Below are 24449 nucleotides of genomic sequence, written 5' to 3' on the forward strand. Positions count from 1 at the left end.
CGCCCTCAACGACCCAGCTGCTGCCACAGGTAGCTGTACTCCAGCGCCTGCAGGTGCGCGCGCTGCTCGTTGTCGGCCGCGCCGCCGTGGCCGCCCTCGATGTTCTCGTAGTACAGCAGCTCGTGCCCCTGCGACAGCATCAGCGCCGCCATCTTGCGCGCATGGGCCGGGTGCACCCGGTCGTCGCGCGTCGACGTGGTGAACAGCACCTTCGGGTACTTCACGCCCTTGCGCACGTTCTGGTAGGGGCTGTACTTCGAGATGAAGGCCCATTCGGCCGGGTCGTCCGGGTTGCCGTATTCGGCCATCCACGAGGCACCCGCCAGCAGCGTGTGGAAGCGCCGCATGTCGAGCAGCGGCACCTGGCAGACCACCGCGTTGAACAGCTCCGGGCGCTGCGTGAAGGTGGCCCCCACCAGCAGGCCGCCGTTGCTGCCGCCCATGATGCCGAGGTGGCGCGGCGCGGTGATCTTCTGCGCGACGAGGTCTTCGGCGACCGCGATGAAGTCGTCGTAGCTGTGCTGCTTGTTCGCCTTGACGGCGCTCTGGTGCCAGGCCGGGCCGAATTCGCCGCCGCCGCGGATGTTGGCCACCACCAGCACGCCGCCGCGCTGGTACCACGCGCGGCCGAAGGTGCCCGAGTACCACGGCTTCAGCGAGATCTCGAAGCCGCCGTAGCCATACAGCAGCGTCGGGTTGCTGCCGTCGGCCTTGGCACCCTGCGGCCACACGACGAAGTAGGGCACGCGCGTGCCGTCTTTCGAGGTCGCGAAGCGCTGCTCGGCGCGCATGCCCTTCGCATCGAACAGGCCGTTGCGCGCCTTCAGCAGTTCGCGCTGGTCGTTCGCGGTGCTCGCGAGGTACAGCGAATCGGGCGTCAGGAAATCGGTGTAGGTCAGCAGGTAGCGCTCGGCCAGCGGGTCGTTCTTCAGCAGCGGGTCGTGCATGCTGCTGATGCCCAGCGCGCCGGGGAAGGGTGCGGCGATCTCGCGCCGCGTGAAGCCGTCGGCGCCCTTTTTCCACTGCTCCAGCTTGCCGGCGACGTTGTCGAGCACGTTCAGCAGCACGTGGTCTCGCGTGGTGGTGTAGCCCGCCAGCGAGCGTGTCGGCGTCGGCGTGAACAGCGCGCGCAGCTTGCGCTCGCCGCGCAGGTACGCCGCGGCATCGCCGTACAGCAGCGAGCCGCTGGGGAACTTGTCGGTACCGGCCTGGAAGTCGCTGCGCAGGTGCAGCAGGATGGTGTCGCGCAGGAAGCTCACCGACGCGTCGTCCGGCACGTCGATCCTGACCAGCTTGTCGCCGTTCAGCAGGAACTGGTGGCTGTTGTAGAAGTCGATCGCGCGGGCGAACACGATGCGCTCGAAGCCCGGCGTGCGGTCGACGCTGACCGACACCGCGACGTCCCTGGTTTCGCCTTCGAACACCGTGACCGCGTCGGCCAGCGGCGTGCCGCGCTTCCAGCGCTTGATGACGCGCGGGTAGCCCGAATCGGTCAGCGAGCCGGGGCCGAAATCGGTGCCGACGTAGATCGTGTCGTCATCGAGCCAGTCGACGTCGGACTTGGCTTCGGGCAGCGTGAAGCCGTCCTTCACGAACTGCTTCGTGACGGCGTCGAACTCGCGCACCACCTTCGCATCGGCGCCGCCGCGCGACAGCGAGACCAGGCAGCGGCGATAGTCGGGCCCGAGCACCGCGGCGCCGCCCCAGACCCAGTTTTCCTTCTCGGTGGCGCCCAGCGCATCGAGGTCGATCACCGTTTCCCAGGCCGGCTCGGCCTTGCGGTACTCGGCCAGCGTGGTGCGCCGCCACAGGCCGCGCTTGTGGTGCTCGTCCTGCCACAGGTTGTAGAGCCAGTCGCCGCGGCGCGAGACGGCCGGGATGCGGTCCTTCGCGTTCAGCACCTCGAGCAGCTGGCTGCGCGTCGGCGCGAACTCGGGCCGCGCGGTCAGCTCTTTCTGCGACGCGGCATTGCGCTCGCGCACCCACGCGAGGGCGCGTTCGCCCTGCACGTCTTCGAGCCAGGCGAACGGGTCGGCAGGGGCGGCTGCAGAAGCGGCGGAAGCGGCAGCGGAAGAAGCAGGGGTTTGCGACATGGCAGACGGCGCGGTCAGGGTCAGCAACGGGGTGGCGGCGGCGCCGATCGTGCCTGCGAGCAGGCGGCGGCGCGTGGCGGAAACGTCAGGCTTCAAGCTCAGGCCCTCAGGAAGGCGGTCTCGGGATGGCGCTCCATGTAGACGCGCACGTAGGAGCACAGCGGCTCGATCTTCAGGTTCTCGGTCATCGCGTGGTCGAAGGCGGCCTCGACCAGCTCGGCCGCGATGCCGCGGCCCTGCAGCGCGGGCGGCACCTCGGTGTGCGTCATCTGCATGACGCTGCCGGCCAGCCGGTAGTCGGCCACGCACAGCTGGCCCTCGACGGTGGCTTCGAAGCGCTGCTGCGCCGGGTTGTGGGTGACGAGCACGGGATTGCTCATGGCCTGTTCTCCAACGACGGTTGTCTGCGGCTGAAAGATCAGCCGGAGTCTGCCAGCACCAGCCCGGTTTTTTTCAACGGATTGCGGGGGCCCGGGTTTGTCAGGGTTCCGGCGTGAGCCGCTGCGGCGTGACCTCGATGCTGCGCGTGCCGTCGCCGACCCAGACCGTGCCGTCCTGCACCGTCACCTGCAGCTGCATCGTGCGTTGCGCGAGCGCGGCCAGCGCCTGGCTCTGGTCGGCGGGCACCTGCCAGACCGCGAGGTTGCGCGCCCGGGTGATCTTGGTCGCGATGCCGCCCCACCAGATCGGCGTGCTGTGGCTGAAGCTGTAGACCACCACGCGCTCGGCGCGCGGGCTGGCCTTCATCAGGCGCTTGTCGTCGGGCTGGCCGACCTCGATCCACTGCATGATCTGGCCGGTCAGGTCCTTCTGCCACAGGTCGGGCTCGTCGGTGTCCCACAGGCTCTTGGCGAACTCGAGCGCGCCGTTGTCGTTGTCGGCCGGCACGTTCAGCGCGAACGCGAGCAGCCGCATCATCATCCGTTCGTCGGTCTCCGACGGATGGCGCGCGATCGTCACGCCGTGGTCGCCATAGACATTGCGGTCCATGTCGGCCAGCTGCAGCGTGGCCTTGTAGATGGTGGCTTTCAATGCCATGGCGGGAGGGAGTCCGGAAAAGCGAAAGGGGCCTGGATTAGACCAGACCCCTTTCAGCAGGAAGATTCGCAGGGAAGCGTCGAACGGCTTACCAGCGGTCCGAGCGCATCAGCGGTTCCCACTGGCCGTCGCGGCGGCGGTACACCGTGATCGCGCCATAGGCCTGCTCGCCATCGGCGGTGAAGCGCATCGAGCTCGTCACCGGCGACACCGGGTCGATCGAGTGCAGCTTCTCGCGCAGCTTGATCGGATCGACGCTGTCCGAACGGCGCATCGCATCGGCGATCACGTACATCGCGTCATAGGCGTAGTGGGCGCCCCACACCGGATCGGCCTTGAAGACGGTCTGGAACTTCTTCAGGAAGGTCGGGCCGGCGGCGAACTCGCGCGGCTCCAGCGCGCTGGAGGTGACGTACAGCGTGGTCACGTCGTTCGGCGCCTTCGCCAGCTTCTCGGTCTTCGACGAGTTGGTCGACAGCACCGGCACGCCCGACAGGCCGGCGGCCTTCATCTGTTCGAACAGCGGCAGCAGCTGGTTGTCGCGCAGCACGGCCACCAGCACGTCGGGCGGCGTGGCCTTCAGCTTGGCGACGAAGGCGGCGAAGTCGGTGGTCTTGTTGTTGACCGATTCGTTCAGCGTGACCTTCTTCTTCAGCTTGCCGAGCGCCTCGCCGACGTCCTTGCTCATCGGACGGCCGAACGCGGTGTCTTCGAAGATGACCGCGACGTTGTTCGCGTTCAGGCTTTCGGCGATGTAGCCGCCGATGGCGCGCGCCTGCAGGCCGTCGTTGGCGACCAGGCGGAAGGTGTTGCCGTCGCCCAGCTTGGCCAGCTCGACGGCCGACGAGGTGTACAGCTGCGGGATGTTGGCGCCCTTGTAGATCGGGATCGTCACTTCGGAGATGTCCGAGCTCAGGTGGCCGATCACCGCGGTGACCTTCTGGTCGACCAGCTCCTGCGCAACCTTCTTCGCCGTTTCCTTGTCGGCCTTGTCGTCGACGGCGACGACCTCGATCTTCACGACCTTGCCGGCCACCTTGAAGCCCGACGCATTCAATTCGTCGGCAGCCATCTTGACGCCGTTCAGCAGGTCCTGGCCCCGCGCGGCCGACGGGCCGGACAAGGGCTGCGCCACACCGATCTTGATGGTGGGCGGGATGCTGGGTCCGCAAGCCGCCAGCAGGGCGAGGGAGGCGGCAGCCACGACCGATGACAGCCGGGCGGGACGGAAAATGCGCATGCGGGGTTCTCCAGAGTTTGAGCGAACGTCATCGAACGGTGCGATGACGTAGACGAAGCAGTGACAAGTTGTCTCAGTAGAAATGTATCTGCATCAATGCCCAACGCAAGGCAGGCACTCACTGCCAAACGCGGCAGGGGTGACAATTCGCACATCGCCGCCCATTCAAATTCCCGAAATGACACAGAAGAAGTTCGACCTGGCCAAGAACCTGGCCTTGAAGATCAACAACCAGATGAAGGCGGGCGGGGTGCCCGGACGCTTCGGCCAGGAGGCGGCGGCGCCGCTCGACAAGCGCGAGCAGCGCCGCCGCGACGCCGCCGCCGGGCTGGTGCCGTTCGCCTGCAAGCTGCCGTCGGAACTGGCGCAGCAGCTGAACGATCGAGCCGCTGCGCACGAGGGCGGGATGACCGGGCTGCTGGTCGAGCTGCTCGGCAAGGCGCTGAAGAAAAAATAGATCGCCCGCCTTGCAATAGGGACGGCCCGGCGGGCGTACACAGGGGATCCCTCACACCCATGGAGACCCTGATGAAGACCCAGACCCTCGTTCCGCTGCTCGGCGCGCTCGTGCTCGCTGCCTGCTCGTCGATGTCATCGATGATGGGCGCCCCGGCGCCGGCGAAGAGCACCGACGGCATGCTGGTCGGCGCCGCCAACGGCATGACGCTCTACACCTTCGACCGCGACACGGCGGGTGCCGGCAAGAGCGTCTGCAAAGGCCCCTGCGCGACCAACTGGCCGCCGCTGATGGCCGACGATGCTGCGAAGACCAGCGGCGACTGGACGGTCGTGACCCGCGACGACGGCAAGAAGCAGTGGGCCTTCAAGGGCAAGCCGCTGTACTTCTGGGCCAAGGACGCGAAGCCGGGCGACAAGACCGGCGACGGCTTCAACGGCGTCTGGCACACCGTCAGTCCTTGAGCCCCCACGTCGCTTCGCTCCTGCCCCCCGAGGGGGCGCCTCCCGAGAGGCCCGGCAAAGCCGGTTCCTCCGGGAGTGGCTTGATGGGCGTGCTTCAGGCGTAGACCGTGACCACTTGGTAGCCGAGCGCTGCCAGGTCGCCGCCCGGCGACCACAGCTTGGACACCTGGTTCACGTAGCCGCCGGCCGCGGCGATCGCGTCGGTGTCGATTCGCCACCAGCCCTCCGCCGGCAGCTCGTGCGCGACCGGCCGCAGCTCCAGTTCCCACGACACCGAACTGGCCGGCGTCGGGCGCTTGACGCGGGTGAGCGCCGGCGTCGGCGGGGCATCGGCCAGCAGCACCGTCAGCAGCTCCAGCGGCAGCGGCTGCGGCTCGCCCTTCGGGCGCAGGTGGATGCGGCTGTGCCAGCTCTCGGTGCCGCTGAACGGCAGCCCGCCGTCGGACCAGCGCATGTCCAGGTGCTGCATGAAATTCGGTGCGACGCCGGGGATGAACGGCAGCGCCGGCGTCTCGTCGGGCCCGCGCTGGATCGACGGCATCGCCGGCGCGAGGCCCGGCAGCGTGGTCTCGCGTTCGCTGCCGAACACGCCGAGCAGCAAGGCTGCGGTCTCGCCGCCTTGCAGCACGTGGGCTTGGACCTGCCGCACGTTCTTGCCTTCGCGCAGCACCCGCACGGCCACCTGCATCGGGCCCTGCGCGACCGGGCCGATGAAGCTGGTCTGCAGTGCGCGCAGTTGCACGCCGGCCGGCCAGCCGGCGCCGGCCACATCGCGCATCGCCTGCACGGCCAGCGTCGAGATCAGGCCGCCGAACGAGGTGCGGCCCTGCAGCCAGTCTTCGCTGACCTCGAAGTGCACCGCATCGCCGTCGCGCGTGCGCGCCGCAAGCAGCTGGGACAGGGGAATGAAGTCGGCCATGGTGGTTCTCGAAGGTCGGGGTCGGGGGTCAATGATTGGAGGCGGTCGCGGTGCCGTCTGCCGCGCAGGCGACAGCCGGCAGTTCGCGCCGCTCGGCATCGCTGCGGCGGCCGAGCTCGATCAGCGCCATCACGTCGATGGCCTGCGCGGCCGGCACCGGGTTCGGTGCGCCGGCGACGATTGCATCTCGCACGCCGGCGTAGTAGGCCGGGTAGTCGCCGTGCCGCAGCGCGACCGGGCGCGACTGCAGCGTCTCGCCGTCGGGCCCGAGCGCGCTCAGCGTCGCGGCCTGCGTGTCGATGCCCCAGTCGGCACCCGGCATCGGGCGATGTCCGGCCTTCAGCGCGTCTTCCTGCGCATCGAGGCCCCATTTGACGAAGCTGCCGCGCGTGCCGTGCACCGCGAAGCGCGGGCCGGGCAGCGCGGTCAGCGCACTGGCGCGCAGCGTCACGCCGAGCCCGCCCGGGTAGGCGAGGCGGGCGTCGAAGGCATCGTCGTTGATGGCCCCGTCGCGCTGCCGCGACAGGTCGACGCGCAACGATTGCGGCCAGCCGAACAGTTGCAGCGCCTGGTCGAGCAGGTGCGGGCCGAGGTCGAACCACAGGCCGCCGCCGACCGGCGACTGCTCGCGCCAGCGCTGCCGCACCAGCGGGCGGAAGCGGTCGAAGCGCGATTCGAGCTCGACGACGCGCCCCAGTTCGCCGCCCGCCAGCAGGGCGCGCAGCGTCAGGAAATCGCCGTCCCAGCGCCGGTTGTGGAACACCGACAGCACGCGCCGGCGCTCGCGCGCCACGGCCTCCAGCTGCTGCGCCTGGGCCAGCGTCACGGTGAACGGCTTGTCGACGACGACGTGCTTGCCGGCCTGCAGCGCCGCGAGTGCGAGCGGGTGGTGGCTGTCGTTCGGGCTCGCGATGACGACCAGGTCGATGTCGTCGCGCCCGCACAGCCGCAGGGGATCGGCCTCGACCGGCAGCCCCGGCCAGTCGCGTGCGACCTTGGCCGCGTCGCTGCTCGCGAAGCCGGCCAGCCGCAGCCCGGGGACGCTTGCGATCAGCGGCGCATGGAAGGTCTGGCCGGCGTAGCCGTAGCCGACCAGGCCGACACGCACGGCCGCGGTGGGAGAGAGGGGCATGGGGGCGGTGTCCAGGAGAATGTCCGAGGAGGGTGGCGGGGCACTGTAACGGAGGCGGGCGCGCGGCAATGGCATGATGCGCGCCGCACTTTCTGAAGGATGCCCCGGACATGAGTTTCGCTCCCCGCCTCGCTGCCGCCCCCTGGGTGCTCGCTGCCTGCATCGCCGGCCTGGCCACGATGCCCGCCCTCGCGGCCGACAAGCCGAAGAAGGAATCGACGCTCGGCAAGGCCAAGGCCGGTGCCCCCTTCCTGACCAAGGAACAGCTGCGCGCCTGCATGGCGCAGAACGACCGCATGAAGGCGCAGCTGGCCGAGACGCTGCCCCTGCAGGGCGCGCTGAAGAAGGACGGCGACGACCTGGCGGCCGCCGGCGACACGCTGAAGGCCGATCGCGAGAAGATCGACACCGCCGACGCCGCGGCGGTGCAGGCCTTCAACGAGCGCCTGGCCGAGCGCGACAAGGCCGTCGAGGCCTACCGAGCCCGCAGCGCTGCGTACAACACCAAGGTCGAGGCGCTGCAGGCCGACCGGGCCTCGTACGCGACGAACTGCGACGGCCACCGCTATTTCGAGGATGAGGAATTGCAGATCAAGGCGGGCAAGTAAGGTCGGCAGACAGCGCCGGCCAGCAGCGCCGGCACGGCCTCCTAGAATCGACGGCTTCTTCCCTGACCGAGAGAAGCCGTCATGACCGTTGCCACGAGCAGTCGTCCCGCCAGCAATCCGCTGCTGCAGTCCTGGGAGGCCCCGCACGGGCTCCCGCCGTTCGACACCGTCCGCCCCGAGCACTTCGCCGATGCCTTCGAGGTGGCGCTGGCCGACCAGCGGGCCGAGATCGACGAGATCGGCGCGCAGGCCGCCGCCCCGAGCTTCGACAACACGCTGGCCGCCTTCGACCGCAGCGGCCGGCTGCTCGCGCGGCTGGACGGACTGTTCCACAACCTGACCGCCAGCGAGACCTCGCCGGCGCTGCAGGCGGTGGAGCGGCAACTGGCGCCGCGCATGGCCGCGCACGGCAATGCGATCTACATGCATGCGGCGCTGTTCCAGCGCATCGACGCGCTGCATGCGCAGCGCGAGTCGCTCGGTCTCAGCGCCGAGCAGCGGCGGCTGCTGGAGCGGGTGCACCTCGAGTTCGTGCGTGCCGGCGCGAAGCTGCAGGGCGCGGCCCGCCAGCGGTATGGCGACGTGATGGAGCGACTGGCCGAACTGACGACGCAGTTCAGCCAGAACGTGCTGGCCGACGAATCGGCATTCCGCCTCGAACTGCGCGGCGAGCGCGACCTGGCCGGCCTGCCGGAGTTCGTGCGCGCCGCCGCCCGCCAGGCCGGTGCCGACCGCGGCATCGATGCCGCGGTGATCACGCTGTCGCGCTCGCACATCGTGCCCTTCCTGACCTTCTCCGAACGCCGCGACCTTCGCGAGCAGGCCTGGCGCGCGTGGGTATCGCGCGGCGAGCACGACGGCGTGCACGACAACCGGCCGGTGGCGCGCGAGATCCTGCAGCTGCGGGCCGAGCAGGCCCGGCTGCACGGCCATTCGAGCTATGCCGACTACGCGCTCGGCGACACGATGGCCGGCTCGCAAGCCGCGGTGAACCGGCTGCTGCAGCAGGTGTGGGTGCCGGCGAAGGCGCGCGTGGCCGAGGAGCGCGAGGCGCTGAAGGCGCTGCTGCTGACGCTGCCGCAATCGCAGCGGCCTGCGTCGGGAGAGTCGCAGGAGATCGAGGCCTGGGACTGGCGCTACTACGCCGAGAAAGTGCGCCAGGCGCGCTACGACCTCGACGAGGCGACGGTCAAGCCCTACTTCCCGCTCGACCGCATGGTCGAGGCGGCGTTCGACTGCGCGCAGCGCCTGTTCGGCCTGCGCTTCGCGGTGCGCGACGACATCCGCGCGTACCACCCCGATGTGAAGGTCTACGAGGTCAGCGGCAGCGATGGCGCGCTGGTCGGCATCTTCCTGCACGACAACTTCGCGCGGCCGAGCAAGCGCAGCGGCGCGTGGATGGGCTCGTACCGGCAGCAGACGCGCAATGTGAGCGGTGGAGGCGGCGTGCTGCCGATCGTCGTCAACAACAACAACTTCGCGAAGGGTTCGCCGGGCGCGCCGACGCTGCTGAGCTTCGACGATGCGGCCACGCTGTTCCACGAGTTCGGCCACGGCCTGCACGGGCTGCTGTCGAGCGTGACCTACGAGCGGCTGTCGGGCACCAACGTGCTGCGCGATTTCGTCGAGCTGCCGTCGCAGATCTTCGAGCACTGGCTGGCCGAGCCGGAGGTGCTGAAGCGCCATGCGCGCCACGTCGAGACCGGCGAGCCGATTCCCGATGCGCTGATCGAGCGCTTGCAGGCGGCGCGCAAGTTCAACCAGGGCTACGAGACGGTGCGCTACACCGCGTCGGCGCTGGTCGACATGGCGGTGCATGCGGTGCCCGACCCGCAGGACATCGACATCGTCGCGTTCGAGGCCGCCGAGCTGGAGCGCATCGGGTTGCCGCACGGCGTCGGGCTGAACCACCGGCTGCCGCATTTCCAGCACCTGTTCTCCAGCGCGAGCTATGCGGCCGGGTACTACGTCTACCTGTGGGCCGAGGTGCTCGACGCCGACGGCTACGACGCCTTCACCGAAGCCGGCAGCCCCTTCGACGCGGCGGTGGCGAAGCGGCTGCACGAGCACGTCTACGCGGTCGGCAACAGCCGGGAGCCGGGGGAGACCTACCGGGCGTTCCGGGGGCGCGATGCGTCGGTGGAGCCGATGTTGCGGGAGCGGGGGTTGCTGGCGTCGTCTTGAGCTTGAGCGGCAAAGGCGCGCGGGGGGAGGCCTTGGCGCGCCTTTGGGCACCGCCGTGCTCCTTTTGGGGATGACAAGCGAACGAGTGAGTGTGGATCCCCGGGTTGGCACCCGGGCTACGAACACACGCGGTTCGTGGGTGGGGCGGCCGGGCGAAGGCGTTGGGGGGCGATTTCTGGGGCGACGAAGAAGCTCGGCTTTGGGGATGGTGCGCGTCAGCGCGCTTCGTGGACTGACTCGCCGGCACTGTTTGACCACAACGAACGAAGTGAGTGGAGGGAGTTTGCCGGCGCATCCCCGAAGCCGAGCTTCTTCGTGGAGTCGGCCGCCAGGCCGACCGCCCCAGCATGAGCCCCCCAACGCCTTCGCCCGGCCGAACCGCCTACGCGCACAGAAAAAGGCAACTCACGCAGACGAAGAGGGAAACAGCCGGTCCAGCCCCCCCAGGAACTCTGCGAAATCGATCGGCTTCGTCCAGTAGTCGTCGAACCCGGCGGCGCGAGCCCGCGCGATGTCTTCGGGCATCGCATTGGCCGACAGCGCGACGCAACGGATGCCCGCTGTCTGCGGTTGCGCGCGCAGCCGCCGCAGCACCTCGAAGCCGTCGAAATCGGGCAACTGCATGTCGATCAGCACCAGGTCGGGCTGCAGCTCGGCGGCCCGTGCGACACCGGCCTCGCCGCTCGGCACCGATTCGATCGCCAGGCCGGCCTGGCCGCGCACCAGCTCCTCGACCAGCAGCACGTTGACCGGGTTGTCCTCGATGTAGAGCAGTTGCCCGCGCCGCCCGTCCGGCGACGGCTCAGGGGCTGGTGCCCGCGCCGGCATCGTCGCCGGCTGCGGTGCGCCGGCAGGCGCCTGCGCCGCCGCCGCATCGGCCCGCGGCAACCGGACCTCGAACTGCGAACCGGTGCCCGGTTGGCTGCTGGCCATGACGCTTCCTTCCATGCGCTCGACGAGCGCCTTGACGACGGCCAGCCCGATGCCGGTGCCGTCGATGCCTTCGTTCTCGAGACCGAGCCGGTTGAACGGCTCGAACAGATGGGGCAATTGGTCGGCCCGCAGCCCGCGCCCGGTGTCTTCGACGCGCAGCGTCACGTGCGTCGCGTCGACCGTGCACGACAGCGTCACGCGGCCATGGCGCCGGTTGTACTTGATGCCGTTGGTCAGCAGGTTGATCAGCACCTGGCGCAGCCGGATGCGGTCGGCGAACACCGTCGCCTGCAGCCGGTCGGCATGCAGCGTCACGCCATGCTCGCGCGCCAGCGCCTCGACCAGCGGCAAGGTCTCGTAGACCACCTCGTGCAGCGCCAGCGGCCGCACGTCCAGCCGCAGGTTGCCGCTCTCCAGGCTCGACAGGTCCAGCACGTCGTTGATCAGCGACAGCAGGTGCCGGCCGGCGGCGGCGATGTGCTCGACCTTGTGGTTGTGGTCGTCCGTCAGCGCGCGCGCATCGAACTGCAGCAGCTGCGCGAAACCGAGCACCGCGTTCAACGGCGTGCGCAGCTCGTGGCTCATGCGCGCGAGGAACTCCGACTTGGCCGAGCTCTCGCGCTGCGCGACCGCGCGCTCCTGGCGCGCACTCTCGGCGCTGCGCGCATCGGTGATGTCCCAGTTGACCCCCATGTGACGGTGCACCTCGCCGCTCGCATCGTGCACCGCGGTCGAACGCGACGCGAGCCAGTGCACCGAGCCATCGGGCCACACGACACGGAATTCGTAGGCCGCGCTGCTGGCGGTGCGAACCGATTCGGCGAGCGCGGCGGCGACCCGCTCGCGGTCTTCGGGCAGCACCAGCGCCGCGCGCTCGGCTTCGTTCGGCACGCGATCCGACGGCTCGAGGCCGCGCAGGCGGAACATCGCGTCGTCCCACACCGAGGTGTCGGTGCGTGGCAGCCATTCCCAGGTGCCGATGCCGACGCTGCGCACCGCCAGGCCGATGCGCTCGTTCGCGCTGCGCAGCGCCGCCTCGGTCTTCACCCGCTCGGTCACGTCGATCGTGATGCCGAACAGCATCGGCCGGCCGTCGCGCGACTCGCGCCGCACCCGGTCCACCAGCCAACGCACCTCGCCATCGGGGCGGCAGATGCGGTACTCGTGCTCCATCGACACCTCGGGCGTCGCGCGGATCCCGTCGCGCACCCGCGCCATGGCGGCGCGGTCGTCCGGATGCACCACCTCGCCCAGCCACTCGGCGCCCGACGGCACGCCGCGTTCCTTCGGGCGGCCGATGATGCGGTACATCTCGTCGTTCCATTCGGCGCGGCGCGTCACCGGGTCGCGGCTCCAGATGCCCAGGCCGGCCGCCGTGGCGGCGATCTCCAGCCGCTGGGCCATCTCGGTGATGCGCCGGGTGTGCTCGACCTGCTCCGTCACGTCGAGCGCGACGCCGACGAACTCGATCGGCGTGCCGTCGGCATCGCGGCGCACGACGCGGCGCGTCAGCACGTAGCGGAAGCTGCCGTCCGGCCGGCGGTAGCGGGCCTCCATGTCGACCGGCCGGTCGGAGCGCAGCGCGGCCTGCGCGGTGGCCAGCACCTGCGGCAGGTCGTCCGGGTGGATCAGCGCGCGCACCTCGTCGAGCGACATGCCTTCGGGCCGCGGCGTGATGTCGAGCACCTGGTACGAGCGCTCGTTGTAGTACATGCGGTCGCGCTTCAGGTCGTGGCGCCAGATCGCGATGTTGCCCAGGTCGACCGCGATCTTCAGCTGCGCGCTGGTGTCGTTGAACGACTCCGCGAGCTCGTAGGCCTCGGTGTCGTCGACCAGGATGCCGATCGCGCGGGTCGGCGTGCCGCCGGCCTCGGGCTTGACTTCCCACTGCGAATGCACGCGCCGGATCCGGCCGTCGGGCGCCACGATGCGGTAGCGCCGGCTGTACTGGCCGGGCTGGTTCATCGATTCGAACATCCGCGGGTCGACGCGGTCGTCGGGATGGATGCGCTGCGAGGTGAGCGCGAAATTCGGCGTGCCGTCGGCAGGGTCCAGGCCGAAGAAGCGGAACATGTGGCGGTCCCAGCGGCCCTCGCCGGACGGGATGTCGCGCTCCCAGACCCCGAGGCGGCCGAACTCCTGCGCCATGTCGAGCAGCTCGGCCAACCGGCGCGCTTCGTCGCCGAGCGCGCGCACGTCGGTGATGTCCTGCACCACCAGCAGCGCCGGGTCCGGTGCCTGCAGGCGCAGCCAGCGCGACGCGCCCGACGGCGAGGTCCAGCAGTGCGCCTCGGCCGTCAGCGCGGCCTGCGGCGGCAGGCCGAGCAGCTCGCGGACGTCGCGCCCGGCCAGTGCACCGGCCGGCAGGCCGCAGAGCGCCTCGAGGCGGCCGTTGCTCCACCCGATGCGGCCGGCGGTGTCGAGATGCAGCAGCGCGTCCGGGCTGGCCGCGAGCAGGGCCTGCGCGGCCGCGCTCGGAAGGTCGCCGGAGACAGGCATTGCAGGGGACACATCAGGGACAGCCATGGACGGCAAGTGTTGTGCCGAATGCGGCAGGCGTCCAGCGCAGTTGCCCGCAGGGACGCCTGTCAGGCCGCGACTTGCAGCACCAGCTTGCCGAAGTTCTCGCCGCTGAACAGCTTCAGCAGCGCCTGCGGGAAGTTGTCGAGCCCGGTCACCACGTCCTCGCGGCTCTGGATGCGCCCGGCCTGCAGCAGCCCGCCCAGCTCGGCGATCGCGACCGGGTAGCGGTCGGCATAGTCGAACACCACCATGCCCTCCATGCGGGCGCGGTTGACCAGCAGCGACAGGTAGTTGGCGGGGCCCTTGACCGGTGTCGTGTTGTTGTACTGGCTGATCGCACCGCAGATCACGATGCGGGCGTGGCGGTTGATGCGGGTCAGCACGGTGTCGAGGATCTCGCCGCCGACGTTGTCGAAGTAGATGTCGACGCCCTGCGGGCAGTGCTGCTTCAGGCCGTCCTTCACCGGGCCGGCCTTGTAGTCGATGCAGGCGTCGAAGCCCAGCTCCTTGACGACCCACTCGCACTTGGCGGGCCCGCCGGCGATGCCGACCGCGCGCAGGCCCTTCACCTTGGCGAGTTGGCCGACCGTCTGGCCGACGGCGCCGGCCGCCCCCGAGACGACGATGGTCTCGCCGGCCTTGGGCTGGCCGACGTCCATCAGCCCGAAGTACGCCGTCATGCCGGGCATGCCGAGCACGTTGAGCCACTGCATCGGCGTGCCCAGGCGCGGGTCGATCTTGAACAGCCCGTGGCGGCGGATGCCGGCCTCGGGGATCTGGCAATACTGCTGCACGCCTAGCGTCGCGCTGACGGTGTCGCCGACCGCGAAGGCCGGGTTCTTCGATGCGACGACGGTGCCGATGCCGCCGGCGCGCATCACCTCGCCGATGCCCACCGGCGGGATGTAGCTCTTGCCTTCGTTCATCCAGCCGCGCATCGCCGGGTCGAGCGACAGCGCCTGCGTCTTCACGAGCACGCCGCCGGCCTCGGGCTCGGCGACCGGCTCGGTCGTGAACTGCCAGTTGTCGGCGGTGGGCAGGCCGACGGGGCGGGCGGCGAGGCGGATCTGCTGGTTCACGAGGTCGGTCGGCATCGCGTTGTCTCCGGATGGGTGGTGTTGTCGTTCGATGGTAGCGCCGATGTCGACCTTGTCCGACAGCCGATCAGGCGGCGCACCGACAGGGCCGGGGAGGGCGCCAACCTACAGTCGTCTTCCATGGATCGGATCGGCCGATCCGACAGACCTGGAACCGACATGACCGCCTGGAGACTGCAATGCGCCTGAGCCTCACCACGATCCTGACCGTTGCCAGCCTGGCGGTGGCGACGGTCGCGCTGGCCCTGGCGGCGGACGATGCGCCGCCGGTGCGCAGCGTCGCCTCGGTCGACGCGCAGCGCTATGCGGGCACCTGGTACGAACTGGCGCGCCTGCCGAACAGCTTCCAGGCGAAGTGCGAAGGCAACGTCACCGCGACCTACCAGCCGACCGGCAGCGGCGCGATCAAGGTGATCAACCGCTGCCGCGAGGCCGATTCGAAGTGGGCCGTGGCGGTGGGCCGCGCGACGCCGGTGAGGGGCGACGACAGCGGCGCGAAGCTGAAGGTCAGCTTCCTGCCGACCTGGCTGCGCTGGATGCCGGTGGGGCGCGGGGACTACTGGGTCGTGATGCTCGACGACGACTACCGCTATGCGGTGGTCAGCGAGCCGTCGCGCGAATACCTGTGGATCCTGTCGCGCACACCGCAGCTCGACAGCGGCATCTACGACGGCATCGTCGCGCGGCTGCGCGCCGACGGCTATCCGGTGAACCGCCTGGTCCAGACGCCGCAGCCCGCCGCGGCGCCGCAGGTGGCGCGCAACGTTCCGTTGATCTGACGCCCTGACCTGAAGGAGAAACCGAGATGAGCAAGCTCTTGTGGACCCTGTGCGTGACCGCTCCGATGGTGGCGCTGACCGCGGGTTGCGATTCGGGCGACCACCGCACCGTCGGTCAGAAGCTGGATTCGGCGGTGTCGACGGCCGAGCAGACGGCCGACCAGGTGAGGCAGAACGCGAAGCAGTCGATCGCCGACGTGAAGTCCGCCGCGCGCGATGCGTCGAATGCAAGCCAGGACGGCACGTCGCAGATCGGCCAGTCGATCGCCGACGGGGCGATCACCGCGTCGATCAAGGCCGACATCGCGAAGGACCCGGACCTCAGCGCGCTGAGGGTGAACGTCGACACGCACGATGGCAAGGTGGCGCTGTACGGCTCGGCACCGAGCGAGGAGGCGCGCCAGCGGGCCGAGCGCATCGCGATGGCGGTGAAGGGCGTCAGCGGCGTCGACAACAAGCTGGCGATCGAGACGGCGCAGGCCAGGCAGTAACGGCAGGCCCAAAAGAAAACGCGGCCGGGAGGCCGCGTTCGTCTTGGCAGCAGGGCTTGCGCCCTGCGCTGCATCACAGCACGCGAATGTTCGCGGCTTGCAGGCCCTTCTGGCCTTGCTTCACTTCGAATTCAACGCGCTGGTTTTCCAGCAGCGTCTTGAAGCCGTTGCCTTGAATGTCACGGAAGTGGGCGAACAGGTCAGCGCCGCCCGCGTCTTGAGCGATGAAGCCGTAGCCCTTGCTCTCGTTGAACCACTTCACGGTACCGGTTTGCGTCGTCATGGACGTTTCCTATTTCTATCAGTAGTAATGCGGCAGCACATGCCGACGCATGCAGAGACACTCAAGAGTTATTCGGGGATTTCAACAGAACCGGGCTGGAACCAGCACGGCGTCGCAAAAGATCACTCACAACCACAGCCTTGCGTATACCTGTGCGGCGAATATACACCACGGGTCGGGACATTCAGCACACAGGTCCGAGAATCGTCCCTGGCGACGGTGTTTCCACACGACACGCCGACGCGCGCGCGACCGCGCCGGACAATGCGCGCCACTTGCAAGGAACCGATCATGAAGACGAAAGCCGCCGTGGCCTGGAAGGCCGGTCAACCCCTGAGCATCGAGACGGTCGACCTGGCGCCGCCGCGCGCCGGCGAGGTGCTGGTGCAGGTGAAGGCGACCGGCATCTGCCACACCGACGAATTCACGCTGTCGGGTGCCGACCCCGAAGGCCTGTTCCCGGCGATCCTCGGCCATGAAGGCGCGGGGGTGGTGCTGGAGGTGGGACCGGGCGTCACGAGCCTGAAGCGCGACGACCACGTGATCCCGCTGTACACGCCGGAGTGCCGGCAGTGCAAGTTCTGCCTGTCACGCAAGACCAACCTGTGCCAGCTGATCCGCGGCACGCAGGGCAAGGGCCTGATGCCGGACGCGACGAGCCGCTTCTCGATCGACGGCCGGCCGATCCTGCACTACATGGGCACGTCGACCTTCAGCAACCACATCGTGGTGCCCGAGATCGCGCTGGCGAAGATCCGCCCCGATGCGCCGTTCGACAAGGTCTGCTACATCGGCTGCGGCGTGACGACCGGCGTCGGCGCGGTGATCTTCACCGCGAAGGTGGAAGCGGGCGCGAACGTGGTGGTGTTCGGCCTGGGCGGCATCGGGCTGAACGTGATCCAGGGCGCGAAGATGGTGGGCGCCGACAAGATCATCGGCATCGACCTGAATCCGGCCCGCGAGGCGATGGCGCGCAGCTTCGGCATGACGCACTTCATCAACCCGCGCGAGGTCGACAACGTGGTCGATGCGATCGTTCAGCTGACGGACGGCGGTGCCGACTACAGCTTCGAATGCATCGGCAACACGACGACGATGCGGCAGGCGCTGGAGTGCTGCCACAAGGGCTGGGGCCAGAGCATCATCATCGGCGTGGCGGCGGCCGGCCAGGAGATCTCGACGCGCCCGTTCCAGCTGGTGACCGGCCGCGAGTGGAAGGGATCGGCCTTCGGTGGCGCGCGCGGCCGCACCGACGTGCCGAAGATCGTCGACTGGTACATGGACGGCAAGCTCCGGATCGACGAGCTGATCACGCACAAGCTGGCGCTGGACGACATCAACCACGGCTTCGAGCTGATGAAGCGCGGCGAATCGATCCGTTCGGTGGTGGTGTATGACTGACGGTTCGAAGATCAAGACCTTGTCGGAGCACGCCTGCTTCGGCGGCGTGCAAGGTTTTCACGAGCATGCGTCCGACGCGATCGGCCTGCCGATGCGCTTCGGCGTGTTCAGGCCGCCGCAGGCGGCGTCCCGGCGCGTGCCGGTGCTGGTCTACCTCGCCGGCCTCGAATGCAACGAGCAGACCTTCGCGATGAAGGCCGGCGCGCAGCAGCACGCCGTGAAGCACGGGCTGATGCTGGTGACGCCGGACACCAGCCCGCGCGGCACCGGCATCGCCGAAGCGGATGCGTCGTGGGATTTCGGCACGGCCGCGAGCTTCTACCTCGACGCCACCGAAGCGCCTTGGCATGCGCACTGGCGCATGGCGACCTGGCTGACGCAGGAGCTGCCGGCGCTGATCGAGGCGAACTTCGCGGCGGACACGAGCCGCCTCGGGCTGTTCGGGCATTCGATGGGTGGGCATGGGGCGTTGACGCTGGGGCTGAAGCATCCGGATCTCTTCCGCAGCGTGTCGGCCTTCGCACCGATCGCCGCGCCGATGCAGAGCCCGTGGGGCGAGAAGGCCTTCCGAGGCTACCTCGGCGAGGGACGCGATGCGTGGCGTGCGCACGATGCGACCGAACTCGTGAAGGCGGGGGCGAGGACGTCGCCGCTGCTGATCGACCAGGGGCTCGCGGACAGATTCCTTGCGACGCAACTGCATCCCGATCTGTTCGAAGCGGCTTGTGCAGCGGCTGGTCAGCCGTTGAGCTTGCGACGCCATGCGGGCTTCGACCACGGCTACTACTTCATCGCGACCTTCGTGGGAGACCACGTCGCGCATCACGCTGCCGCGCTGTCATGAAGACCATGAAACTCTCGGTACTCGACCAGTCCGTCGCCCTGAACGGCCACGGCGAAGACGCCGCGATCCGCGACACCCTCGAGCTTGCGCAGCATTGCGAAGCCCTCGGCTACGAACGCTTCTGGGTCAGCGAGCACCACAGCCTGCCGACGATCGTCGGCAGTGCCCCCGAGATCCTGATGGCCGCGATCGCCGCGCGCACCACGCGCATCCGCATCGGCAGCGCCGGCGTGATGCTGCCGCACTACGCGGCGCTGAAGGTGTCGGAGCAGTTTCGCGTGCTCGAAGCGCTGGCGCCGGGTCGCATCGATCTGGGCGTGGGCCGCGCGCCTGGCGGCGACATGCGCACGGCGCAGGCGCTGAACCCGCATGCGTACGGCAGTGCGGAGAACTTTCCGGAGCAGGTGCGCGACCTGCAGGCCTGGACCAGCGGGCTGCGGCACCGCGGCATCGTCGCGCATCCGCGCGGCGCGCACGCGCCCGAGGTGTGGATCCTGGGCAGCTCCGACTATGGCGCGCAGATGGCGGCGCAGTTCGGCTTGCCTTATGCGTTCGCGTACTTCTTCACCGACGGTCAAGGCGCGGAGCAGGCGCTCGACCTGTACCACCGGCTCTATCAGCCGAGCGAGCGGCATCCGAAGCCGCAGGCCACGGTGTGCGTCTGGGCCCTGGCGGCGGACACCGAAGAAGCCGCGCTTCACCTGGCCTTGAGTCGAGAGCGGTGGCGGGTCGACCGCAACCGCGGGCTGCTCGGGCCGTTGCAGTCGCCGGACCAGATCGCCGAGCGCGGCTTCACGCCGGACGAGATGGCGACCATCGAGCCGATGCGGCGCAAGGCCTTCGTCGGCACGGCTTCTCAGGTGACCGACAAGCTGCGCGCGCTGGCGAGCGATTTCGGCCTGGAAGAACTGGTGATCAACACCTGGGCGCACGATCCCGCGGTGCGGCGGCATTCGTATGCGCTGCTCGCGCGACAATTCGCCGCATGAACCTGATCGATTTCGAACTGCGCGGTGACTTCATTCCGCTCGACGCGCTGCTGAAAGCCACCGGCGTGTGCCACAGCGGTGGCGCCGCCAAGATGCTGGTCGCCGAAGGCAACGTGCAGGTCGATGGCCAGGCCGAGCTTCGCAAGACCTGCAAGATCAGGGCGGGGCAGGTGGTCGGGCTGACCGGCACGCGCATCCGCGTTGTCGCACCCAGCCCGGGTGTTTGAACGGGAGCGGGCCGAGCGCCGGGCCGCCCCAAGCCGGCCCGCATCCCCACGGGGGATCGGTCGGCGTACCCGCCGACCGAGGGGCTGTCATTCCTTTAGAAGCGGTAATTGACGCCGACCGAGAACATGTCGGTGTTGTCCTTGATGTCCAGCGCCTTCACGCGGTACCGCTCCCACTCGCCGCGGATCGCGGTGTTCTTCGACAGGTCGTACTGCACGCCCGCACCGTACTTGATGTCGGTGCCGCGCTCGCTGTCGTTCACGCCGTTGATGGTGCGGTCGGCCTTGCCGTTGTAGACGCCCACGCGGCCCAGCAGCGAGAAGTCCCGCGCCACCGGGAAGGTGCCGACGGCGTCGAGGAAGATGCCGTTGTTCAGCTTCAGTTCGCTGGCGCTGCTGCTGTACTTGCCCAGGCCGATCCAGCCGCCTTCCAGGCTGAAGTTCGGCGTGAACTGGTAGCCGCCGTAGATCTTGCCGCCGGTGTCGGTGGTGTCGGTGTCGAAGCCGCTGACGTTGTCGCCGTGGAACTTCGTCGTGCCGACGCTGCCGCCGATGTACGGGCCGGGCTGCACCGATTGGGCTTGCGCTGCGAGTGCCATCAGCGAGGCGGCCGAGGCGATGATGAGTTTGCTGCTCAGTTGGTTCATGGTGATTTCACTCCTGCTTTCTCTTCAGTAAGGACTGCCGGATCGTCTGTCCGACATGCAAGCAGGATCGGCCGCGCATGTGAACGCGACACCCTCTCAACGTGAAGTTTTTCGAGGGGCTGCAACATGGTGTTGCAGTGCAGCAGAAAGAGGGAACTTCGATGCCGCAGCGGGCTCGAAGGCCCAGCTCAGCGCGGCCTGTTCGCGCGCGCCGCGCGGTCTCTTTCACGCAACATGAAGAGGTAGAGGCTCTCGACCTTTTCGCGCGCCCAGGGCGTCTTGCGCAGCACCTTCAGGCTCGACGCGATGCTCGGCTCGATGCTGAAACAGCGCAGCTGGATGCGCTCGGCCAAGCCGGCCCAGCCATAGTGCGAAACCAGCTCGGTCAGCACGGCCTCGAGCGTGAGGCCGTGCAGCGGATTGCGGGGTTGCGCGGGCGCATTCATCCGACCAGCCTTCCGAGATCGGGCTGCAGCGAGCGCAGCGCGGACACCGCCTCGGCGTGCTCGCGCAGGAACGAGAAATCCGCAAAGTCGAAGCCCGGAGCGACTGTCGCGCCCACGTACGCGAAGTCGCCGAGCGGCTCTGCGGCCTGCCACCACTGCGCCGGTACCGTGAAGCGCGGCTGCGTCGTCACGCTGACCGGTGCGAGCGTCACCGACTCGATGCGGTCGAGCGACGGCGGCATCAACCACAGCCGCAGCGGGCCGCCTTCGAGCAGGTGCCAGACCTCGTCGGACGCGACGCGGTGCCACGCACTGAACTGGCCGCGGCCGAGCAGGAAGTCGATGCTCGTCAGCGCGCTGCGCGACGGGCGGCCGCCGGTCGGCGTGACCGACGACGGCGCGCGGAAGAACTCGCGGTAGTGCCCGCCTTCGGGATGCGGCTGCAGCTGCAGCAGCGCGACCAGCTCGGCCGCGCGGGGGTGAAGGTCTGCGCTCATGCGACGTACAGCATCACGGTGACGAAGTGGCAGGCCGTGCCCGCCAGCACGAACAGGTGCCACACGCCATGTGCATGGCGCCAGCGTTCGTCGTTCGCATAGAACACGATGCCGCCGGTGTAGAACAACCCGCCGGCCACCAGCCACGCGAGCGCCGCCCACGGCAGTTCGCGCACCAGCGGCACCGCGGCGATCAGCGCCAGCCAGCCCATCGCCACATACAGCGGCACCGAAGGCACGCGCTCGCGACCCAGGCTCAGTTCCTTCACGATCCCCACCACCGCGAGTCCCCACACCACGCCGAACAGCGACCAGCCCCAGGGCCCGCGCAGCGTGACCAGCGCGAACGGCGTGTAGGTGCCGGCGATCAGCAGGTAGATGGCGCAGTGGTCGAACTTCACCAGCACGCGCTTGGCCGCGCCGCGCACGCTGTGGTACAGCGTCGACGCGCCATACAGCAGGATCATCGTCGCCGCGAAGATGCTCGAGCCGACGATCTGCCATGCATCGCCGTGCAGCGACGCCTGCACGATCAGCACCACGCCGCCACCGATCGCCAGCAGCAGGCCGGCCAGGTGCGTGAGGCTGTTGAATCGCTCGCCGTGGTACATGAAATCCGCTTTCTGAAAAGGCTTGAGGAGGCGCAGGCCGCAAGCATAGCGGCAGCTCGTGACCCCTTGCGGGCTGGCATCATCGCGGCATGACCGAACGCATGCTGCCCCCTTACGTCGCACCCTCGCAACTCGTGTCCGACCTGCGCGCGCACGGCCATGGCGTGATCAGCCCGGCCGGCCTGCGCGAATGGATCGCGGCCGACGCCGCCGAGCTGCAGGCGCTGGAAGCCAGCTGGGACGCGCTGCCGCCCGACGGCTACCTGCGCGACGGCGGACGCTACCGGCGCCGCCGCCATTCGTGCTTCGTCGCCGACGGCGCGACGCTGTCGACCTCGCCGCACCGCGCGCACTGGCAGCCGGTGGCCTACAACGCGCTGCACGGCGGCATCGAGCGCTGGTTCGAGCCGATGGAGGCCGAACTCGTCGCCCGGCCGGTCTGGAGCCGCCTGCTGCTGCGCATGGCCGAGGCCTGCAGCGCGCTGAAGGGCGCGCGGCCCTGGTTCATCGAGGCACACCAGTTCCGCATCGACACCACCGACGGCATCGGCCGCCCGACGCCGGAAGGCGCGCACCGCGATGGCGTCGACTTCGTCGCGGTGCTGCTGATCAACCGTCGGGGGCTGAAGGGCGGCGAGACGCGGGTGTTCGATGCCGAAGGACCGAACGGCATCCGCTTCACGATGAGCGAGCCGTGGACCACGCTGATGCTCGACGACGAACGGGTGATCCACGAGAGCACGCCGATCCAGCCGCTGTCGGCCGACGCGCAGCACAGCGCGCACCGAGACACGCTGGTGCTGACCTTCCGCCAGGGCGGGTTCCAGGGCCCGTAGAACAACCCGGCATGGCTTCCGGGCTACGGACTGTCGCCAGCTCCCGCAGTTCAGCCGCGCCGGCCGCCGCTTCGTCGCAATCCGCTGTGAAGCGCCGACGACGCTGCCGATACTGGCTCCATCGACGACACACCCACCGACTGGAGCCCGACATGACCGCCACCCACCTGACCCGCCTGACCCTGATCATCGCCACGCTGTCCGCTGCCACCGTGCTGCTGTGCCAGCCGCGCGCCCAGGCCGACGAGCAGGTCGCCACGGCCGTGATCACGATGCCGGCCGTCACCGTGACCGGCAAGCGGATGCAGGTGGTCGTGATGCCGCAGGTGGTCGTGACCGGCAAGCGCGACGTGTCCGACCTGCAGCTCGCGCAGCAGGCGCGTGCGGTCCGCGGCACGCGCGGCTGAACGACTCGAATGACCTGAAAGACCCTGCGTCGGGGCGGGCCCGATAATGCCGGCTCGCCAACGAGGTGCCCCTTGTCCATGATCTTCCGCCGCGTGCTCGCCTTCCTGGTCCGCCTGGTCGTCCTCCTGATCGGCGCCGTCTTCGCGGTCGGGCTGCTGCTGCTGGGGTTCGTCCTCACGCTGACGCTGGTCGCCTGGGCCCTGCTGCGCGGCCGGCGCCCGCAGGTGATGCGCTTCAAGGTCGATCCGCGCCAGCCCTTCGGCGGCTTCCGGCCGCGAGGTGCGGCGGTCGACCCGGCGAATGTCGTCGACGTCGAAGCGCGCGAGGTGCCCGCCGCACCGCCGCGGCTCGACCGGCCCTGAAGAAGCTTCAGGCGTCCCGGACGTCGGCCACGGGGTTCTGGCCGAAATCGGTGCGATCCAGGTAGGCCAGCACCTTGGCGGCCGCCTCGGCCGGTGAGGACAGGCCCCCGTTGCGCTGCAGGTTCACGAAATGCGCCTGGTCCGGGAAGCCGTCGGCCGGGTTGTCGCGCAGCCGGGCCTGCATCTCGGTGTCGATCACGCCGGGCGCCAGCGAGACGATCTTCGCGCCGTTCGGCTGCAGCGCTTCATCGAGCGCGATCGTGCGGGCGGCATGATCGAGACCGGCCTTGGCCGCGGCGTAAATCGCCTGCCCGGCCATCGCGCGTCGGCCAAGCCCGGAAGAAATCTGCAGCACCCGCCGCCGGGTCGGCCAGGCGAGCGTCGCGCGCAGGAAGGCTGCCGTCAGCAGCAGCGGCGCCTCGATCCCGACGCGCAGCGCATTCGAGACATCGGTGCCGTCGACATGGCCGAGCGGGCCGACGCGGGTCAGCACGCCGGCGTTGTTGATCAGCGTCGCGGTGTCGAACGAGGTGTGGTCGATCTGCGCGAGCCAGGCCGACAGCCGGTGCGCCACCGGCAGCGGCGTCGCAAGGTCCATCGCCCATTGCTCGCAGCGGGCCTGGGCGGTGCCGGCTTTCAGGGCCAGCGCTTCGCTGGTGCGGCGCGAGATGCACAGCAGCTGCGTGCCGGGGGCGAGCAGTTGTTCCGCCATCGCCGCGCCCAGTCCGCGCGACGCGCCGGTGACGATGTAAAGCGATCGAATCATCCCAACGCTCCAGTCCTGCAGAGAAGCTGCATTGTCGCGCCTTTGCAATGACATTGACGCGCTGAGGCGCGCCATGCCACACTTCGCGCCCTTCCCCGGTCGCCGCGACCGGGCCATCCCGACAGAACAAGGAGACCACGCGATGAGAACGACTGACATTGCCCTTCTGCTGTC

General features: G+C 69.1%; 27 protein-coding genes. 13 read left to right on the forward strand and 14 right to left on the reverse strand.

Annotation, left to right across the window (positions count from 1 at the left end):
* Nucleotides 1-5: 5 nt before the first annotated feature.
* From ASC98_RS16845 to ASC98_RS16860, 4 genes are all read right to left on the reverse strand, one after another.
* Nucleotides 6-2093, reverse strand: a complete 2088-nt coding sequence (locus tag ASC98_RS16845; protein ID WP_056812116.1) for a prolyl oligopeptidase family protein — start codon at nt 2091-2093, stop codon at nt 6-8.
* Nucleotides 2094-2191: 98 nt separating this feature from the next.
* Nucleotides 2192-2473, reverse strand: coding sequence for a GNAT family N-acetyltransferase (locus tag ASC98_RS16850; protein ID WP_056811545.1), 282 nt, complete (start codon nt 2471-2473; stop codon nt 2192-2194).
* A gap of 100 nt (nt 2474-2573) precedes the next feature.
* Entirely contained in the window at nt 2574-3131 is a 558-nt protein-coding gene (locus ASC98_RS16855) for a YaeQ family protein (RefSeq protein WP_056811541.1), read from the reverse strand.
* A gap of 88 nt (nt 3132-3219) precedes the next feature.
* Nucleotides 3220-4371, reverse strand: coding sequence for a branched-chain amino acid ABC transporter substrate-binding protein (locus tag ASC98_RS16860; protein WP_056811538.1), 1152 nt, complete (start codon nt 4369-4371; stop codon nt 3220-3222).
* A 178-nt stretch (nt 4372-4549) separates the two neighbouring features.
* Here ASC98_RS16860 and ASC98_RS16865 point away from each other — a divergent pair, with 178 nt between their 5' ends.
* Together ASC98_RS16865 and ASC98_RS16870 are read left to right on the forward strand one after the other, a co-directional pair.
* Nucleotides 4550-4828, forward strand: coding sequence for a hypothetical protein (locus ASC98_RS16865; protein WP_056811535.1), 279 nt, complete (start codon nt 4550-4552; stop codon nt 4826-4828).
* Nucleotides 4829-4899: 71 nt separating this feature from the next.
* Complete coding sequence (locus ASC98_RS16870) at nt 4900-5292, forward strand: hypothetical protein (protein WP_082541689.1); 393 nt, start codon at nt 4900-4902, stop codon at nt 5290-5292.
* Nucleotides 5293-5386: 94 nt separating this feature from the next.
* Here the strand turns inward: ASC98_RS16870 and ASC98_RS16875 are convergent, their stop codons facing one another.
* Entirely contained in the window at nt 5387-6211 is an 825-nt protein-coding gene (locus ASC98_RS16875) for an acyl-CoA thioesterase II (RefSeq protein WP_056811529.1), read from the reverse strand.
* Nucleotides 6212-6239: 28 nt separating this feature from the next.
* Entirely contained in the window at nt 6240-7343 is a 1104-nt protein-coding gene (locus ASC98_RS16880) for an oxidoreductase (RefSeq protein WP_056811526.1), read from the reverse strand.
* A 110-nt stretch (nt 7344-7453) separates the two neighbouring features.
* Between ASC98_RS16880 and ASC98_RS16885 the strand changes: the two genes are divergently transcribed.
* Both ASC98_RS16885 and ASC98_RS16890 read left to right on the forward strand, forming a co-directional pair.
* Nucleotides 7454-7951: a hypothetical protein gene (locus tag ASC98_RS16885; RefSeq protein WP_157597707.1), complete on the forward strand. Its 498-nt coding sequence runs from the start codon at nt 7454-7456 to the stop codon at nt 7949-7951.
* An 81-nt stretch (nt 7952-8032) separates the two neighbouring features.
* Nucleotides 8033-10135, forward strand: coding sequence for a M3 family metallopeptidase (locus tag ASC98_RS16890; RefSeq protein WP_056811521.1), 2103 nt, complete (start codon nt 8033-8035; stop codon nt 10133-10135).
* A 405-nt stretch (nt 10136-10540) separates the two neighbouring features.
* On the opposite strand, the gene ASC98_RS16895 is transcribed toward ASC98_RS16890, so the two are convergent.
* Both ASC98_RS16895 and ASC98_RS16900 read right to left on the reverse strand, forming a co-directional pair.
* Nucleotides 10541-13567 carry a PAS domain-containing protein gene (locus ASC98_RS16895; protein WP_056811519.1) on the reverse strand — a complete coding sequence of 1009 codons (3027 nt, stop codon included), beginning with the start codon at nt 13565-13567 and terminating at the stop codon, nt 10541-10543.
* Between the two features lie 89 nt (nt 13568-13656).
* Complete coding sequence (locus tag ASC98_RS16900) at nt 13657-14685, reverse strand: NADP-dependent oxidoreductase (protein WP_056811516.1); 1029 nt, start codon at nt 14683-14685, stop codon at nt 13657-13659.
* Between the two features lie 182 nt (nt 14686-14867).
* On the opposite strand from ASC98_RS16900, the gene ASC98_RS16905 reads away from it, so the two are divergent.
* On the forward strand, nt 14868-15467 hold the full coding sequence (locus ASC98_RS16905) for a lipocalin family protein (RefSeq protein WP_056811513.1): 600 nt from the start codon (nt 14868-14870) through the stop codon (nt 15465-15467).
* 26 nt (nt 15468-15493) lie between these two features.
* Nucleotides 15494-15958 (forward strand): BON domain-containing protein, encoded by a 465-nt coding sequence (locus ASC98_RS16910; RefSeq protein ID WP_056811510.1) that lies wholly within the window; start codon nt 15494-15496, stop codon nt 15956-15958.
* A gap of 73 nt (nt 15959-16031) precedes the next feature.
* Here the strand turns inward: ASC98_RS16910 and ASC98_RS16915 are convergent, their stop codons facing one another.
* Nucleotides 16032-16241, reverse strand: coding sequence for a cold-shock protein (locus ASC98_RS16915; RefSeq protein ID WP_047511365.1), 210 nt, complete (start codon nt 16239-16241; stop codon nt 16032-16034).
* Between the two features lie 291 nt (nt 16242-16532).
* Between ASC98_RS16915 and ASC98_RS16920 the strand changes: the two genes are divergently transcribed.
* From ASC98_RS16920 to ASC98_RS16935, 4 genes are read left to right on the forward strand one after another with little or no spacing between them, the layout of a single operon-like run.
* The gene (locus ASC98_RS16920; RefSeq protein ID WP_056811507.1) at nt 16533-17642 is read left to right on the forward strand and encodes an S-(hydroxymethyl)glutathione dehydrogenase/class III alcohol dehydrogenase; all 1110 of its coding nucleotides are present in this window, start codon (nt 16533-16535) and stop codon (nt 17640-17642) included.
* Complete coding sequence (gene fghA, locus ASC98_RS16925; RefSeq protein WP_056820253.1) at nt 17635-18486, forward strand: S-formylglutathione hydrolase; 852 nt, start codon at nt 17635-17637, stop codon at nt 18484-18486. The genes ASC98_RS16920 and fghA overlap by 8 nt, the downstream gene beginning before the upstream one ends.
* 5 nt (nt 18487-18491) lie before the next feature.
* A complete protein-coding gene (locus tag ASC98_RS16930) occupies nt 18492-19475 on the forward strand; it encodes an LLM class flavin-dependent oxidoreductase (protein ID WP_056812113.1) in 984 nt (327 codons plus the stop codon).
* Nucleotides 19472-19702 (forward strand): RNA-binding S4 domain-containing protein, encoded by a 231-nt coding sequence (locus tag ASC98_RS16935; protein ID WP_056811501.1) that lies wholly within the window; start codon nt 19472-19474, stop codon nt 19700-19702. Before ASC98_RS16930 ends, ASC98_RS16935 begins: the two co-directional genes overlap by 4 nt.
* Nucleotides 19703-19797: 95 nt before the next feature.
* Here the strand turns inward: ASC98_RS16935 and ASC98_RS16940 are convergent, their stop codons facing one another.
* From ASC98_RS16940 to ASC98_RS16955, 4 genes are all read right to left on the reverse strand, one after another.
* Entirely contained in the window at nt 19798-20349 is a 552-nt protein-coding gene (locus ASC98_RS16940) for a porin family protein (protein ID WP_056811499.1), read from the reverse strand.
* Between the two features lie 188 nt (nt 20350-20537).
* Nucleotides 20538-20795 carry a VF530 family DNA-binding protein gene (locus ASC98_RS16945; RefSeq protein WP_056811496.1) on the reverse strand — a complete coding sequence of 86 codons (258 nt, stop codon included), beginning with the start codon at nt 20793-20795 and terminating at the stop codon, nt 20538-20540.
* Nucleotides 20792-21292: a cupin domain-containing protein gene (locus ASC98_RS16950; RefSeq protein ID WP_056811492.1), complete on the reverse strand. Its 501-nt coding sequence runs from the start codon at nt 21290-21292 to the stop codon at nt 20792-20794. The genes ASC98_RS16945 and ASC98_RS16950 overlap by 4 nt, the downstream gene beginning before the upstream one ends.
* Complete coding sequence (locus tag ASC98_RS16955; RefSeq protein WP_056811489.1) at nt 21289-21903, reverse strand: hemolysin III family protein; 615 nt, start codon at nt 21901-21903, stop codon at nt 21289-21291. The genes ASC98_RS16950 and ASC98_RS16955 overlap by 4 nt, the downstream gene beginning before the upstream one ends.
* Before the next feature lie 89 nt (nt 21904-21992).
* On the opposite strand from ASC98_RS16955, the gene ASC98_RS16960 reads away from it, so the two are divergent.
* From ASC98_RS16960 to ASC98_RS16970, 3 genes are all read left to right on the forward strand, one after another.
* On the forward strand, nt 21993-22739 hold the full coding sequence (locus ASC98_RS16960; protein ID WP_082541630.1) for a 2OG-Fe dioxygenase family protein: 747 nt from the start codon (nt 21993-21995) through the stop codon (nt 22737-22739).
* Between the two features lie 152 nt (nt 22740-22891).
* Nucleotides 22892-23146 carry a hypothetical protein gene (locus ASC98_RS16965; RefSeq protein WP_056811487.1) on the forward strand — a complete coding sequence of 85 codons (255 nt, stop codon included), beginning with the start codon at nt 22892-22894 and terminating at the stop codon, nt 23144-23146.
* A gap of 72 nt (nt 23147-23218) precedes the next feature.
* Nucleotides 23219-23509: a hypothetical protein gene (locus ASC98_RS16970; protein WP_157597708.1), complete on the forward strand. Its 291-nt coding sequence runs from the start codon at nt 23219-23221 to the stop codon at nt 23507-23509.
* A gap of 7 nt (nt 23510-23516) precedes the next feature.
* Here the strand turns inward: ASC98_RS16970 and ASC98_RS16975 are convergent, their stop codons facing one another.
* Nucleotides 23517-24275, reverse strand: coding sequence for an SDR family NAD(P)-dependent oxidoreductase (locus ASC98_RS16975; protein WP_056811482.1), 759 nt, complete (start codon nt 24273-24275; stop codon nt 23517-23519).
* Between the last annotated feature and the right edge of the window lie 174 nt (nt 24276-24449).

Origin of the sequence: Rhizobacter sp. Root1238, assembly GCF_001425825.1 — a bacterium.
Lineage (GTDB): Bacteria > Pseudomonadota > Gammaproteobacteria > Burkholderiales > Burkholderiaceae_C > Rhizobacter.